General features: G+C 65.5%; 14 protein-coding genes. 10 read left to right on the forward strand and 4 right to left on the reverse strand.

Annotated elements, in window-relative coordinates:
• Positions 1–172 precede the first annotated feature (172 nt).
• From CK230_RS28500 to CK230_RS28515, 3 genes are all read right to left on the reverse strand, one after another.
• Positions 173–1,342 (reverse strand): cystathionine gamma-synthase, encoded by a 1,170-nt coding sequence (locus tag CK230_RS28500; RefSeq protein ID WP_095820139.1) that lies wholly within the window; start codon positions 1,340–1,342, stop codon positions 173–175.
• Positions 1,339–2,775, reverse strand: a complete 1,437-nt coding sequence (locus tag CK230_RS28505) for a pyridoxal-phosphate dependent enzyme (protein WP_095820140.1) — start codon at positions 2,773–2,775, stop codon at positions 1,339–1,341. Before CK230_RS28505 ends, CK230_RS28500 begins: the two co-directional genes overlap by 4 nt.
• A 481-nt stretch (positions 2,776–3,256) precedes the next feature.
• Positions 3,257–4,597, reverse strand: a complete 1,341-nt coding sequence (locus tag CK230_RS28515; protein WP_095820141.1) for an FAD/NAD(P)-binding protein — start codon at positions 4,595–4,597, stop codon at positions 3,257–3,259.
• A gap of 640 nt (positions 4,598–5,237) precedes the next feature.
• Between CK230_RS28515 and tauA the strand changes: the two genes are divergently transcribed.
• The 8 genes from tauA (at position 5,238) to CK230_RS28555 (ending at position 12,226) form a co-directional block, all read left to right on the forward strand.
• Positions 5,238–6,254, forward strand: a complete 1,017-nt coding sequence (gene tauA / locus CK230_RS28520) for a taurine ABC transporter substrate-binding protein (RefSeq protein ID WP_095820142.1) — start codon at positions 5,238–5,240, stop codon at positions 6,252–6,254.
• Positions 6,255–6,409: 155 nt separating this feature from the next.
• Positions 6,410–7,183, forward strand: coding sequence for a taurine ABC transporter ATP-binding protein (locus CK230_RS28525; protein ID WP_095820143.1), 774 nt, complete (start codon positions 6,410–6,412; stop codon positions 7,181–7,183).
• The gene (locus CK230_RS28530) at positions 7,180–8,040 is read left to right on the forward strand and encodes an ABC transporter permease subunit (RefSeq protein ID WP_095820144.1); all 861 of its coding nucleotides are present in this window, start codon (positions 7,180–7,182) and stop codon (positions 8,038–8,040) included. Before CK230_RS28525 ends, CK230_RS28530 begins: the two co-directional genes overlap by 4 nt.
• Before the next feature lie 23 nt (positions 8,041–8,063).
• The gene (locus CK230_RS28535) at positions 8,064–8,249 is read left to right on the forward strand and encodes a hypothetical protein (RefSeq protein WP_095820180.1); all 186 of its coding nucleotides are present in this window, start codon (positions 8,064–8,066) and stop codon (positions 8,247–8,249) included.
• 185 nt (positions 8,250–8,434) lie between these two features.
• Entirely contained in the window at positions 8,435–9,406 is a 972-nt protein-coding gene (locus tag CK230_RS28540) for a sulfonate ABC transporter substrate-binding protein (protein WP_095820145.1), read from the forward strand.
• Between the two features lie 74 nt (positions 9,407–9,480).
• Positions 9,481–10,638, forward strand: a complete 1,158-nt coding sequence (gene ssuD / locus CK230_RS28545) for an FMNH2-dependent alkanesulfonate monooxygenase (RefSeq protein ID WP_095820146.1) — start codon at positions 9,481–9,483, stop codon at positions 10,636–10,638.
• Positions 10,635–11,414 carry an ABC transporter permease subunit gene (locus CK230_RS28550; RefSeq protein ID WP_095820147.1) on the forward strand — a complete coding sequence of 260 codons (780 nt, stop codon included), beginning with the start codon at positions 10,635–10,637 and terminating at the stop codon, positions 11,412–11,414. The genes ssuD and CK230_RS28550 overlap by 4 nt, the downstream gene beginning before the upstream one ends.
• Before the next feature lie 8 nt (positions 11,415–11,422).
• Entirely contained in the window at positions 11,423–12,226 is an 804-nt protein-coding gene (locus tag CK230_RS28555) for an ATP-binding cassette domain-containing protein (protein WP_095820148.1), read from the forward strand.
• A 38-nt stretch (positions 12,227–12,264) separates the two neighbouring features.
• Here the strand turns inward: CK230_RS28555 and CK230_RS28560 are convergent, their stop codons facing one another.
• Positions 12,265–12,450 carry a hypothetical protein gene (locus CK230_RS28560; protein WP_095820149.1) on the reverse strand — a complete coding sequence of 62 codons (186 nt, stop codon included), beginning with the start codon at positions 12,448–12,450 and terminating at the stop codon, positions 12,265–12,267.
• Positions 12,451–12,759: 309 nt separating this feature from the next.
• On the opposite strand from CK230_RS28560, the gene CK230_RS28565 reads away from it, so the two are divergent.
• Positions 12,760–13,122 (forward strand): septal ring lytic transglycosylase RlpA family protein, encoded by a 363-nt coding sequence (locus tag CK230_RS28565; protein ID WP_095820150.1) that lies wholly within the window; start codon positions 12,760–12,762, stop codon positions 13,120–13,122.
• Positions 13,123–13,410: 288 nt separating this feature from the next.
• A complete protein-coding gene (locus tag CK230_RS28570) occupies positions 13,411–14,688 on the forward strand; it encodes a polyhydroxyalkanoate depolymerase (protein WP_095820151.1) in 1,278 nt (425 codons plus the stop codon).
• Positions 14,689–14,775 lie beyond the last annotated feature (87 nt).

Here is a 14,775-nt window from a genome sequence, read left to right on the forward strand (position 1 = left end):
CCCCACGAGGGGGGAGATCAGATGTCACGCCGGCTTTCGCCAATCGCCAACATCGCAGAGATGCGCGGGACGCTGGAACTGTCAATCTCCCCCCTTGTGGGGGAGATGTCCGGCAGGACAGAGAGGGGCGCGAAGGATCACCACGCTGACGGGTACGGGTATCGACGAGTTCTCACCCCCCCAGCGCCTGCTCCAGATCCGCGATCAGATCATCGCCATCCTCGATGCCGCAGGACAGCCGCACCAGCGAATCGGTGATGCCGATGGCGCCGCGCTTCTCTGCCGGGATCGAGCCGTGCGTCATCAGCGCCGGGTGCTCGATCAGGCTTTCGACGCCGCCCAGGCTTTCGGCCAGCGTGAAGAGCTGGGTTCGCTCGAGGAAGCGTTTCGTCCCCGCCAGGTCGCGGTCGAGGTCGACCGAGATCATCCCGCCGAAGGCATGCATTTGCTGGACGGCGATGGAATGCTGTGGGTGGCTGGCGAGGCCGGGGTAGATCACCCGGCGGACATCTTTTCGCGTTTCCAGCCATTGCGCTATTTTCAGGCCGTTCGCGGAATGGCGCTCCATCCTCAGCGCCAGGGTCTTGATGCCGCGGAGCGCCAAAAAACTGTCGAAGGGACCGGAGATGGCGCCGATGGCGTTCTGCAGGAATTTCAGCTGGTCGGCGAGATCCTTGTTGTCGCCGACCACCGCCACGCCGCCAACCATGTCGGAATGGCCATTGAGATATTTCGTCGTCGAATGGACGACGATGTCGATGCCGAGCTCCAGCGGGCGCTGGATATAGGGGCTGCAAAAAGTATTGTCGGCGACGGTAAGCAGACCCTTACGCTTTGCAAGCGCCGCGAGAGCTTCGAGATCGACGATGCGCAGGAGCGGATTCGTCGGCGTCTCGACCCAAAGCAGTTTTGTTTCCGGCCGGATCGCGGCCTCGACCGCCGCAAGGTCGGTGAAGTCGGCGAAACTGACCTGCAGCCCGGCCGAACGCTTGCGCACCCGCTCCATCAAGCGGAACGAGCCGCCATAGATGTCGTCGGTGGCAACGATATGGGCGCCGGAATCGAGCAGCTCGAGCACCGTCGAGATCGCCGCGAGGCCGGAGGCAAAGGCGAAAGCCCTGGTGCCGCTTTCAAGGTCGGCGACCGCGCGTTCGAAGGCAAAGCGCGTCGGGTTCTGGCTGCGCGCGTACTCAAAACCCTTGTGCACGCCGGGCGACTGCTGGCCATAGGTGGAGGTGGCGTAGATCGGCACCATCACCGCGCCGGTCAGCGGGTCATGGCTCTGGCCGCCATGGATGGTGCGGGTGGAAAAGGCCAGGCGGTTCTTGCCGTTTGACGTCATTTTGCGCGGCGCCTCAGATGGTTGATCAGGTCGATACGGGTTATCAGGCCGATGAACTCCTCGCCATCGAAGACGATGGCGACCTCGTTGCGGTCGAAGACCGGCAGCAGCGCATCCAGCGTCTGATTGGCCTGCAGCGTGTGCAGGTTCGAGGTCATGGCGGAGCGCACCGGGCCGTTGAAGCGGTCCCAGCGGCCGTCATAGGGGCCGTCGACCTTAGCCAGGATATCGCTCTCGTCGACGATGCCGATCAGCTTGCCGCCGTCCAGCACCGGCAGCTGCGAGACGTCGGAACGGCGCATGCGGCCATAGGCATTGAGCAGGCTCTCGTCCGGGCCGACAGTGACGATGTCGCCGGTGCGCGGCGAGCGCATGACGAGGTCACGCAGGTCGCCATGCTGTTCCTGGTCGGCTAGGCCCTGCTCGGCCAGCCAGATATCGTCGAACACCTTCGACAGATATTTGTTGCCGCTGTCGCAGACGAAGGTGACGACGCGCTTCGGCACCGTCTGCTCGCGGCAATAGCGCAACGCCGCCGACAACAGCGTGCCCGACGACGAGCCGGCCAGAATGCCTTCGCGCGACAAGAGATCGCGCACCGCCAGCATGCTCTGCTTGTCGGGGATGGAGTAGGCCTTCTTGACCAGCGAGAGATCGGCATTGGGCGGCACGAAATCCTCGCCGATGCCTTCGACCGTCCAGCTGCCGGCCTCCTCCATCTTGCCGGTCTTGATCAGCGGCGCCAACACCGAGCCGACCGGATCGGCGAGCACCATCTCGGTCTTCGGCGAATGTTTCGCAAAGTAGCGGCCGAGCCCGGTGAGCGTGCCGCCGGAGCCGACGCCGACCACCACCGCGTCGACGTCGCCCTTGAGCTGCCAAAAGATTTCCGGCCCGGTGGTCGTCTCATGCGCCAGCGGATTGGCCGGGTTGGCGAACTGGTTGGCGTAGAAGGCGCCGGGCAGCTCGGCGGCAATCTTCTCGGCCATGTCCTGGTAGTATTCGGGATGGCCCTTGCCGACGTCGGAGCGGGTCATGCGCACCTCGGCGCCCAAAGCGCGCAGATGCTGGATCTTCTCGCGCGACATCTTGTCGGGCACGACCAGGATGATGCGGTAGCCTTTTGGGATGCCGACCTGGGCAAGGCCGAGGCCGGTGTTGCCGGCGGTGGCCTCGACGATGGTGCCGCCGCGCTTCAGCGCGCCGGATTTCTCGGCCGCCGCGATCATCGACAGGGCGATGCGGTCCTTGATCGAACCGCCGGGATTCTGGCTTTCGAGCTTGATGAACAGACGGCATTTGCCGGTGTCGAATTTTGTCAGCTCGACGATCGGCGTCTGGCCGATCAGGTCGAGCACCGAAGCGTAAGGCGGACGCAAACGGGACAGATTGATGTCCGCGCCGCCGGGCGCCGGTTGTCTCTGCTCGCTCATCTGAGATGCTCCATGGAAGCAGTGTTGGCAATCTCGCGCATCGGGCCGCCGAAAGCCATTGCGGTTTCACGGATCGCTCGCCCTGTCTTTTCCAGCCCTTTTCATCCTGAAAGAAGATAGATCGTGCCAATCCGGCGGCGAGTCGGGGAATGGAATTTCGCAGGCGGCGCCAAATCTCCGCCCTCGAGGGGGGAGATGTCGCCGAAGGCGACAGAGGGGGTCGCCGCGCGTGAAGCGCCAACCTCCTATCGGGCAGGTGGGCCGAGCCCGGTCGAACCGACCCCCCTCTGCCTGCCGGCCATCTCCCCCTCAAGGGGGGAGACTAGGCTCTCGGCCGCTTTCGCCAATCATCGACGTTGCAGGCGAGGTGCCGTCGGCGGAGCTGCTGATCTCCCCCCTTGCGGGGGAGATGGCCGGCAGGCCAGAGGGGGGTGCTGTCCCGCCAGCGTTTCAGGAAATCTCGCACAACGACAAAATCGCGCTACCCCAGCAGCTGCTTGCCGAGCTTCGCGCATTGCACCCGGATATCCGGAATGGCGTCGATCTCGAAAAAAGTGCCGCGCGTCAGCGGCCCGACGGCGAGCAGCTTCGACGATACCGTGCCGTCGGCCGCGATCAGTTCGCATTTCGCGGTAACGTCGAGGCCGAGGCGCAGCGGATCGGGCCGCGCCACGCCGCGCTCGATAAGCGAGCGCACGACGCCGTTCGACGTCCTCGAAATGTCGCGGGCGATGCCCATGCAGTCATAGAGCCGGGCGACCTCCAGGGTCTCGATGTCCTGTGTGCCGCGCGGCTGGATTTTCACGGTGAAGCTGCCGTTCGCCTCGACATTCACGACCCTGCCGGCGACCAGGCGGATGCGGCCCGACCCGACCGCCTCGGTGACGCGCGCGTAGACTTCCGGCGCCATGCGGTGGCGGTGGATGTCCCACCAGGCCTTGGTATGCTCGACGAAGCGGCGCTTGGCCGAGGACGGCCAGTTCTGCCAGATCGTCTGGTTGAACGGCCGCAACCCGTCGACCACGTCGCGCCAGTCGCCGCCGGCCTTCTGGGTCTCGCGGATCAGGTTGCGGAACCAGCCGACGAAATAGGAAAGCTCCGTGCCGAGCGGGATGTCGGCGATGTCGAGCTTGATCGGATTGCCCTTGCGGTGCGGCGACGGCAGCAGGCCGCGCCGCGACACCGCAATGATCGGCCCGCGATGGCCGCGCTGCTCCAGCGACAGGAAGGCGTCGACCATGCTGAGGCCGGTGCCGAGCAGCAGGACCGGAGCGTCAGGATCGAGCGCGGTGTCGGCCTCCGTGCCCATGCGGATGGCGTGGCCCTGGAAGGCGCCGGGCTGCTCGTCGTGGCCGGTGGCAAGCACGGCCAGATGCCCAACGACGCTGGTGCCGTTGGCGAGCACCACTTCGACGCCAGCCGGCGTCGGCGAGATCGACAGGCTCTCCTCGGCAATCAGCCGCAACCGGCCGGTCTCGCGCTCACGTTCCACTAGATCGTCGAGCAGTTCCCTCAGGTAGCGCGCATAGAGGCTGCGCGGCGCATAGAAAGGCCCCTGGTCGGGTTTGGCGAAGCCGCGCTCCAGCACCCAGCGCGCGAAATGGGTGGGGTCGTCGGCATAGGCGCTCATCCCGGAGGCTTTGACGTTGAGCACATGCGCGGACAGCAAAGTGGAATAAGCCATGCCCTGGCCGAAATGCGGACGCTTCTCGATCAGCGTGACGCGCAGATCGGAGTTTGATGACATCAGCAAATGCGCTGCCAGCACAACGCCGCTGGCGCCGCCGCCGACAATGATGATGGAGTTGCCGCGTCCAACCATGGTTGCGAGCCGGTTTTGTCGAGCGATCAGCGTGCGGGGAGCGCCGCGGGTGGGCTCGTCCGCAGGCCACGAACGATCGCCGGAACGGTTTTCAGAAGGTCGCGCATCGTTCTCTCACTCCCAATGTTGATAAGATTACTATACTAAGCGAGGCAGGCACGAAACCCGCTTTCCAATTCGCCTGCAATTTGAAGCATGGGTTTGCCCGGATGGGTCAACCGGAGAATTTTCGTTCGCAGGACCCATCACCCTTGGCGAGTGGCTACGCAATCCCTTCCGGTCGTCATTCCAGGGCGGAGTAAGGAGCGAAGCGACGCGCGCAGACCCTGGAATCCATGCCGTGACATCGAGGCGACGCCACGGTGCAAGCTATCTGCTGTTGTGCCCGGTCTTTATTCTGCACCGTGCTACCTATCATGAATGTAACGGCATGGATCCTAGGGTCTCCGCTTCGCTTCGCCCTAAGGCGAGGCGCACCAAACCCTCCCCGCGACCGTTCCTTTGCGCGCATTCCGCCGGTACCCGGCGACACTTTTCCAATAAAGCCCGCTTCGTTGGAAGGATTTAACTCTACAAACATGATAGAATTAGCGGACGATAGAAAGGCAATCCGGTTTTCAGGGGTTTATGGAGCCTTTCAATGTCAATCCTTTCACGACGCATTCTGTTGCTTTCGTCGGCCGCCGCTCTTGCCGGCACCGCCCTGCTCGGTCCGGCCAGCGCCGAGGACCTCAAGATCACCATCGGCTACCAGACGGTGGTCGAGCCATCGAAAGTGCCGCAGGCCGACGGCGTCTATGAGAAGGCCACCAAGGCGGCGATCGACTGGCGCAAGTTCGATTCCGGCGCCGACGTCATCGCGGCGATCGCTTCCGGATCGGTCGACATCGGCTATGTCGGCTCGAGCCCGCTGGCCGCGGCCGCCAGCCGCGAATTGCCGATCCAGACCATCTTCGTCGTCGGCCTGATCGGTCCCTCGGAAGCGCTGGTCGCCCGCAACGGGTCCGGCATCGAGAAGGTCGCCGACCTTGCCGGCAAGAAGGTCGCGGTGCCGTTCGTCTCGACCACGCATTACAGCCTGCTCGCGGCGCTGAAGCATGAAGGCGTCGATCCGAAGTCGGTGCAGATCCTCAATCTGAGACCGCCGGAAATCGCCGCCGCCTTCGCGCGTGGCGACATCGACGCGGCCTATGTCTGGGACCCGGCGCTCGGCCAGGTGAAGACGTCCGGCAAGGTGGTGCTGGACTCTTCGCAGGTGGCCGCCTGGAGCGCGCCGACCTTCGACGCCTGGATCGTTCGTACCGATTTTGCCGAAAAGCATCCCGAGGCCGTGCGCGACTTCGTCAAGGTGACGGGCGAGGCCTATGCCCGGTTCCTCGCCAAGCCGGAGGCCTGGTCGGTGTCATCGCCGGAAGCCGGCAAGATCGCCAAGCTCACCGGCGCCAAGCTGGAAGAGGTGCCGGAGCTGCTCAAGGGCTATGTCTTCCCGCCGCTCGAAGAACAGGCCTCGGACAAGTTCCTCGGCGGCGCGACCGTCAAGGCCGTCGCGGCAACATCCGCCTTCCTCAAGGAGCAGGGCAAGATCGACGCCGTGCTGCCCGACTATTCGAAATATGTGACGGCGAAATATGCCAGCGAGGCGCTCGCCTCGAACTGAGCCTTCTCCACGCAATTCCCGGAAGGATGACCGCCTTTCCGGGGACTGTTCGGAAGCGCGGCGCCTTCTTCCCTGGCCTTGCGCTTGCCTGTCCCGAAGCCGCTTACGAGGCGCGGCTTCGGGGCAGGCCTCCTAATGCAGTGAGGCCAGATCCGATGACGCATCTCATCCTCGACAAGGTCAGCGTTCATTATGACGGCCAGCCGGCGCCGGCTGTCGAGCGCGTTTCGCTCGACATCGCTAAGGGCGATTTCGTCGTGCTGGTCGGCCGTTCCGGTTGCGGCAAGACCTCGCTGCTCAACGTCGCCGCCGGCCTGGTCGAGCCCGCGGGGGGCCTGGCCACGGTGGGTGGCCGGCCGATCACCGGGCCCGGCTCCGATCGCGCCGTGGTGTTCCAGAACGATGCATTGTTCCCCTGGCTGACGGCACGGGAAAACGTGGCCTTCGCGCTCAGGCTGCGTGGCGTATCCGCCGACAAAAGGGCGCGCCGCGCCGACGAATTGCTGTCGCTGGTCAAGCTCGGCGATGCCGGCGACAAGCGCATCTGGGAGCTTTCCGGCGGCATGCGCCAGCGCGTCGGCCTTGCCCGGGCTTTGGCCGCCGAACCCGAATTCCTTCTGCTCGACGAGCCGCTCGGCGCGCTCGACGCTCTGACGCGCGAGCGCATGCAGACGACCCTGCTGGACCTGTGGGCAGCGGCCCAAGTCGGCGTGCTGATGGTGACGCACGGCATCGAAGAGGCGCTGGTGCTCGCCACCCGCATCGTCGTGCTGGCGCCGGGTCCAGGGCACGTGGTTCGGACATTCGAAACCCATTTCGGCCGCCGCTACGCCGCAGGCGAGCCGATCCGCGCGATCAAGGCGGATCCCGCCTTTGCAGCGGCCCGCGCGGAGCTGACCGGCGCGATCTTCGAAGGAGAGGCGGCATGAGCGTGAGCACCTACAGCGAAAGGCCCGCCGCGAAGGCCGGTGAGACCGACGGGTTTTCCGTGCCGTGGTCGCGGCCTCGGCCGAAACGGGCAGTGGTTTCAGGCAGGCTGGTCAGCGCGGTCACTATCCTTCTCTTGTTGGCCGCCTGGACGGCGGCAGCCTCGCTGGAGTTGGTATCGCCGGTCTTCCTGCCCTCGCCCGCCGCGGTCTGGGCGAAATTTGTCGTCGGCGCCCGCGACGGATTCGTCGATGCGACGCTGCTCCAGCACACCCTCGCCTCGCTTTGGCGCGTATTCGCAGCGCTGATCGTGGCGATCCTCGTCGGCGTCCCGATCGGCCTTGCCATCGGCATCAGCCGGATCGGGCGCGGCGTGTTCGATCCGCTGCTCGAGTTCCTGCGGCCGATCCCGCCGCTCGCCTATCTGCCGCTGATCATCATCTGGTTCGGCATCGGCGAGCCGTCGAAGATCCTGGTGATCGCCATCGCCATGCTGGCGCCGGTGGCGCTGTCGACCGCCGCCGGAGTGCGCGGCGTTTCGCGCGAACGCGTCGACGCGGCGCGATCGCTCGGCGCCACGCGAGCCCAGGTCATCCGCCATGTGATCCTGCCAAGCGCGCTGCCATCGATCCTCACCGGCCTGCGCATCGCGCTCGGCGCCGGCTGGTCGACGCTGGTCGCGGCCGAGCTGGTGGCGGCGACGCGCGGCCTCGGCTTCATGATCCAGTCGGCGGCGCAATTCCTGGTCACGGATGTGGTGGTGATGGGCATACTGGTGATCGCGATCATCGCTTTTGCCCTGGAATTCGTCATCCGGCGTGTCGAGCGGGTGCTGGTGCCCTGGGCGGGGCGGGAATGAACGAAAGCGAAGGAGTAGGACTTGTGACCCATTCCACCGCGGTGCTGTTCGCGCATGTCGGCGCTTGGCTGTTGCGTTTGCCGCCGAGCGACACACGACAGGAAGACGAACCGAAGTCGCCGACGCCGGTGTTTCTGGCCGGCGACCGCGATCGTCTGCCGCCCCGTGACGAGAGCTTCTACTGGGCCTGGCAGTACTGGTCGCAGTGATCGGGGCGCAGGAGCATTCTTTGTTCCGGCGAGGCGATGTGTGGTCGACCGCCGCTGCTTGTAGAAAATGATTCCGACTTGCGCCGCGAACTCGCAAGATCGTTCCTCTACTAACTTTATAGATTTACCTAGCCTGACCTTATTCAAACGGCCCGGCAGCTCCGGGACCAACGAAGGAGAGGGTCATGTTCAATCTGACGAGACGCGCTTTCGGCGTCGGCCTGCTGGCAGCGGCGGCCTTTGCCGCATCCTTTGGGACGACATCCTTCGGTGCCGCGGCGGATGATCTCAAGGCGTTCAACATCGGCTACCAGAAGACCGGCCTGCCGGTGATCGCCCGGCAGCAGAAGATCATCGAAAAGGCGCTGGCCGACAAGGGCGTCACGGTGAAGTGGGTCGAGTTCACCGCCGGCCCGCCGCTGGTGGAAGCCTTGAATGTCGGCGCCATCGATGTCGGCTGGACCGGCGACGCGCCGCCGATCTTCGGCCAGTCGGCCGGCGCCAACATCGTCTATGCCGCCGCGCTGCCGTCCAACGGCAAGGGCGAGGCGATCTTCGTCAAACCGGCCTCGCCGATCCAGTCCTTGGCCGACCTCAAGGGCAAGCGCATCGGCGTCGGCAAGGGTACCAGCGCGCACAATCTGGTCGTTGCCGCCCTGGAGAAAGCCGGCATCCCCTTCGACCAGGTCACGCCCGTCTACCTCAGCCCCGCCGATGCGGCGGCCGCCTTCGCCAGCGACCAGATCGATGCATGGGCGGTGTGGGATCCGTTCTTCGCCATCGCTGAAACGCGCTATCAGCCGCGGGTGCTTGCCCGCTCCATCGACGTGCTCCAGGTCAACACCTATTTCCTCGCCAACAAGGATTTCGCCAAGGCGCGTCCGGATTTCGTCTCGACGACGATCGCCGCGCTCGGCGACGCGGCAAAATGGGCGGACCAGAATCGCGACAAGGTGGCCGAGGCGCTGCATGAGGTGACCGGCGTGCCGCTCGACGCGCAGACGATCGCCGCCAATCGCACCAAGTTCGGCATCTATCCGATCACCGCCGAGATCGTCGCCGGCCAGCAGGCGACGGCCGACCGCTTCTTCAAGCTCGGGCTGATCCCGAAGGCGGTGCGGATCTCCGACGCCGTCTGGACCGCGCCGGGCAACTGATTTTCGTCCACGGCGCCGGGCGGCGAACGCCCGGCGCCGCCGTATTTTCTCCTGCCTTCTCCCGGGTATCAGCCATGACCGCTTCAGCCAGCCCGCTCGATTTCTTCTGGTTCATCCCGACACATGGCGACGGAACCTATCTCGGCACCGAGAAGCAGCAGCGTCCGCCCGAATTCGGCTACTTCAAGGAGATCGCGCAGGCGGTGGACCGGCTGGGCTTCCCCGGTGTGCTCCTGCCCACCGGGCAGAACTGCGAGGATTCCTGGATCACCGCCACCGGCCTCGCGACGCTGACCGAGAGGCTTAAATTCCTGGTCGCGCTGCGACCCGGCGTGACGCTGCCGACCTTCGCGGCGCGCCAGACCGCGGCGCTCGACCGGCTGAGCAACGGCCGCCTGCTGCTCAATGTCGTGGTCGGCGGCAATCCGACCGAGCTTGCCGGCGACGGCGTGTTCCTGCCGCATGACGAGCGTTATGCGCAGGCACACGAATTCCTGACCATCTGGCGCGGGCTGGTATCCGGCGAGCGGGTGAATTTCGAAGGCAAGCACTACCGCGTCGAGAACGGCCGGCTCGATCTCTTGCCCCTGCAGGAGCGGCCGCCGCTTTATTTCGGCGGCTCCTCCGATGCCGGCCAGGAGCTCGCGGCCGATCTCGTCGACATGTATCTGACCTGGGGCGAGCCGCCGGCGCAGGTCTCGGGCAAGATCGCCGCGGCGCGCGAGAAGGCGGCGCGGCGCGGCCGCAAGCTGCGTTTCGGCATCAGGCTGCATTTCATCGTGCGCGAGACCGAGGACGAGGCCTGGCGCGCCGCCGAGCGGCTGATCAGCCATGTCACCGACGCGCAGATCGAGAACGCCCAGGCGCGCTTCCTCAAGGAGATGGATTCGGTCGGGCAGCGGCGCATGGCCGAGCTGCATGGCGGCCGGCGCGACCGGCTCGTCGTCTCACCGAACCTTTGGGCCGGAGTCGGCCTGGTGCGCGGCGGCGCCGGCACGGCGCTGGTCGGCACGCCGGAGCAGATCGTCGAGCGCATCGGCGAATACCAGGCGATCGGCATCGACACCATCATCGGCTCCGGCTACCCGCATCTCGAGGAAGCCTATCGCGTTGCCGAGCTCCTGTTCCCGCGGCTAGGCCTCGGCACGCAGCGGCAGCGGGCGCACAAGAATATCGCCAACGAATTCTCGGTCGGCTTCCACGGCGCCAGCCGCCTGCAGGCCGCGTCATGAGCCTGGCCATCCGCCTTGCCCGCAACGGCGCGGCCGGCTGGCTGCTGCCCGCGGCAATCATCGCCGGCTGGGAAGCCGCGGCGCGCGCGGGCCTGATCCCGGCCAATGTGCTGCCGGCGCCGAGCGCGGTGGCCGAGGCCTTCTGGCGGCTGACCCTGTCCGGCGAGCTGATCCGCAACATCGGCGTCTCCACTTTGCGGGCGCTGTCGGGCTTCGCCATAGGCGGCTCGATCGGCTTCGTGCTCGGCCTCGCCAACGGATTGTCGACGCTGAGCCGCGGCCTGACCGACACGACGCTGCAGATGATCCGCAACATCCCGCATCTGGCGCTGATCCCGCTCGTCATCCTGTGGTTCGGCATCGACGAGGAAGCAAAACTCTTCCTGGTGGCGCTCGGCGTGTTCTTCCCGATCTATGTCAACACGCTGCTCGGCATCCAGAGCGTCGATCCGCAGCTGGTCGAGATGGGCCGGGTCTATGGGCTCGACCGGCGCGCCTTGTTCTTCCGGGTGATCCTGCCCGGCGCGCTGCCGTCGATCTTTGTCGGCCTGCGCTATGCGCTGGGCATCATGTGGCTGACCCTGATCGTCGCCGAGACGATCTCGGCCAGTTCCGGCCTCGGCTACATGGCCATGCAGGCGCGCGAGTTCCTTCTGATCGACGTCGTGGTGCTGTCGATCCTGATCTACGCGCTGCTCGGCAAGCTCGCCGACAGCCTGGCCCGCCTGCTCGAGCGCCTGTCGCTCGGCTGGCATCCGGCTTTCCAGAAAGGGTGAGAACAAAGATGCCAGCCGCCGCCCTCACCGCCGCACGCTCCCTCGTCGCCACGCCGGCGCAAGCCCGGACGATCGGCTCGGTCGAGGGCCGCCGCGCCTTCGCCTTCAAGGAGGTGGGAAAACGCTTCGGCGACAAGATCGTGCTCGACGGCATCAGCCTCGACGTGCGGGCCGGACAGTTCCTGGCCGTCATCGGCAAGAGCGGCTGCGGCAAGAGCACGCTGCTTCGGCTGCTGGCCGGGCTCGACCGCCCGACCAGCGGTTCGCTGACCTTCGGCGCCGCCGAGGAGGGTCACAGCCGCACGCGCTTCATGTTCCAGGAACCGCGGCTGCTGCCCTGGGCGAGCGTGGTGAAGAATGTCGAGATCGGACTGACCGGCATCGCCGGCGGCACTGACGCCAGGCAGCGGGCGCTTGCCATGTTGGACGAGGTCGGGCTCGCCGACCGCGCGGACGAGTGGCCGTCGGTGCTGTCGGGCGGTCAGAAGCAGCGCGTCGCGCTTGCCCGCGCCCTGGTCGGCCAGCCGCAGATCCTGGCGCTGGACGAGCCGCTTGGCGCGCTGGACGCGCTGACCCGCATCGAGATGCAGCAGCTTCTGGAACGGATATGGCTCGACCAGAAGTTCACCGCCGTGCTGGTGACGCACGATGTCGGCGAGGCCGTCGCGCTCGCGGACCGCGTCGTGGTGATCGGCGCCGGCAGGATCGCCCTCGACCTCGACGTGCCCGTGGCCCGGCCACGCCGCCACGGTTCGGCGGAGCTTGCCCATATCGAGGGCACCATCCTGGATCACCTGTTCAGCCGGGTCTGAGCGCGGCGCGCGCGTCGCCGCCCGCCGGCACAGCAAGTTCAGACACGCGAGCGGTTCGCCCAGCGCAGCCCGACGATGCCAACCAGCATGGCGATGAGCCCGATATAGAGCCATTGCGTCCGGCCGGTCATGAAGCTGCCGCCCACCAGGCCGAGGCCCTGCAGCGACCATAGCGCGCCCAGCCCCAGCACAATCAGCGCCAGCACAAACCTGATCAATCGCATCGGCTGGACCCTCTCCGGAAGTCGATCCTGAACTGCAACAGGGACGCAACAAAAGACGTCGAGGAATCGGAATAATCCGGTTTCTCTGTACTTCCAATCTTGGGTACCGATCTTGTCCGGAACGTCCCGGATAGTGATCCGATATTCATCAAGAATACGCCTTGCCGGCTCCAAGAATATCATGACAAACTGTTTCGCGGCGACTCCAAACGTGTGCCGTCGCCATGGAACCGCCAGAAGGCTGCCGCATTTCCCGCCTCATTCGGTACTTACGCGGGGCTACTCGATCAACGGAGCCACCCCCAAAGCATGAAGAGAACCAACCAGACCGCGCTTGTCGCGGTAACGATCGCGGCTGGGCTGATGGCTGGCGCCTCGTCCGCCTCCTCCGCCGCCGCGCAATGCGGCCGCGCTTCCTGGTATGCGCTGCATTCCAGAACCGCCTCAGGGGAACGCATGAACCCCTCGGCACTGACTGCCGCCCATCGCTCCCTGCCCTTCGGCACCAAGCTTCGGGTCACCAACAAAGACAATGGCCGCAGCGTCGTCGTGCGCATCAACGATCGCGGTCCGTTCGTGAGGGGACGCGTGCTCGACCTCTCCCGCGGCGCCGCCAGCCAGCTCGGTTTCATCGGCTCGGGCCACACCGCCGTCTGCATGGCGCGCGTCTAGAGCGCTTTACCGTTTTCGCCGGGCCATAATCCAACGCAGCCCCAGGGTTCTGGATTATGGCCGGTGTCCGGCGTGGAGGGCCGGACACATATCCTTCACATTTCGGCACCGCACAGTGAGCCGGCTCGCCCGCTCAAGCCCGATTTTCAACAGGTTGAACCAAAGAAGCATTCGTCAGACAAAATGACGTATTGCATCGCAACAATATCTCGTTAACCTCGCCGGGAGACATGCAAGGCTCGGCGCTGTTCGTCGTCCTTTGGTCGATGGACGGCAGCGAGGTTCTCGATGTTCTACCAGCTCTACGAAATGAACCATGCGGCGCTGCAGCCGGCCCGCCTCTATGCCGACGCGGTGCGGCTCTTCTACTCCAACCCGCTCAATCCGATCTCCCACACCCCCTTCGGCCGTTCGGTCGCAGCGACCGCGGAACTCTTCGAGCGCACCACGCGCCGCTACGGCAAGCCGCAATTCGGCCTGGATAAGACGACGGTCGACTGGAAGAGCGTCGACGTCACCGAAAAGACGGTCTGGTCGAAGCCCTTCTGCAATCTCGTGCGTTTCGAGCGCGCGCTGCCCGCGGGGCGCAAGCCTGACCCGAAGCTTTTGATCGTGGCGCCGATGTCGGGCCACTACGCGACGCTGCTGCGCGGCACTGTCGAGGCGATGCTGCCTCACGCCGACGTGCATATCACCGACTGGGTCGACGCCCGCATGGTGCCGGTGGCGCAAGGCAGCTTCGATCTCGATGACTATATCGACTACGTCGTCGAGATGTTCCATGCGCTCGGCCCCGATACGCATGTGATGGCCGTGTGCCAGCCTTCGGTGCCGGTGCTGGCGGCGGTGGCGCTGATGGAGAAGCGCGGCGATCCTTTCGTGCCCTCGACCATGACGCTGATGGGCGGCCCGATCGACACGCGCCGCAACCCGACCGCGGTCAATCTTCTGGCCGAGGAAAAGGGCACCGCCTGGTTCCGCGACAATGTCATCATGCAGGCGCCGTGGCCGGTGCCTGGCTTCGGCCGCGAGGTCTATCCGGGCTTCCTGCAGCTTTCGGGCTTCATGAGCATGAATCTCGACCGCCACATCATCGCGCACAAGGACTTCTTCATGCATCTTGTGAAGAACGACGGCGACGGCGCCGAAAAACACCGCGACTTCTACGACGAATATCTGGCGGTGATGGACTTGACAGCGGAATTCTACCTGCAGACGGTCGACACCGTGTTCGTGCGCCACGCTTTGCCGAAGGGCGAGATGACGCATCGCGGCGAGACGGTCGATTGCACGGCGATCCGCAACGTCGCGCTGCTCACCATCGAGGGCGAGACCGACGACATTTCCGGGCTCGGACAGACCGAGGCCGCGCATGATCTGTGCGTCAACATTCCCGCCGACAAGCATGTCCATTACATGCAGCCGGCGGTCGGCCATTACGGCGTCTTCAACGGCTCGCGCTTCCGCTCCGAAATCGTGCCGCGCATCGCCGACTTCATTTCCAGCTATGGCCGCCAGCAGCGTGTGGCGACCAAGCCGAGACTGGTCCGTTCGGCGAAAGGCTGAACGCCGCAGGCCGCGCCAGCGCGAACTTTCCACCGCTAGGCGGCGGCCGCTGGTGTTGCGCCGTTGCCTCTGTTGCGAAAGTGCCGC

The sequence above is a fragment of the Mesorhizobium sp. WSM3859 genome (assembly GCF_002295065.1).
Lineage (GTDB): Bacteria > Pseudomonadota > Alphaproteobacteria > Rhizobiales > Rhizobiaceae > Mesorhizobium.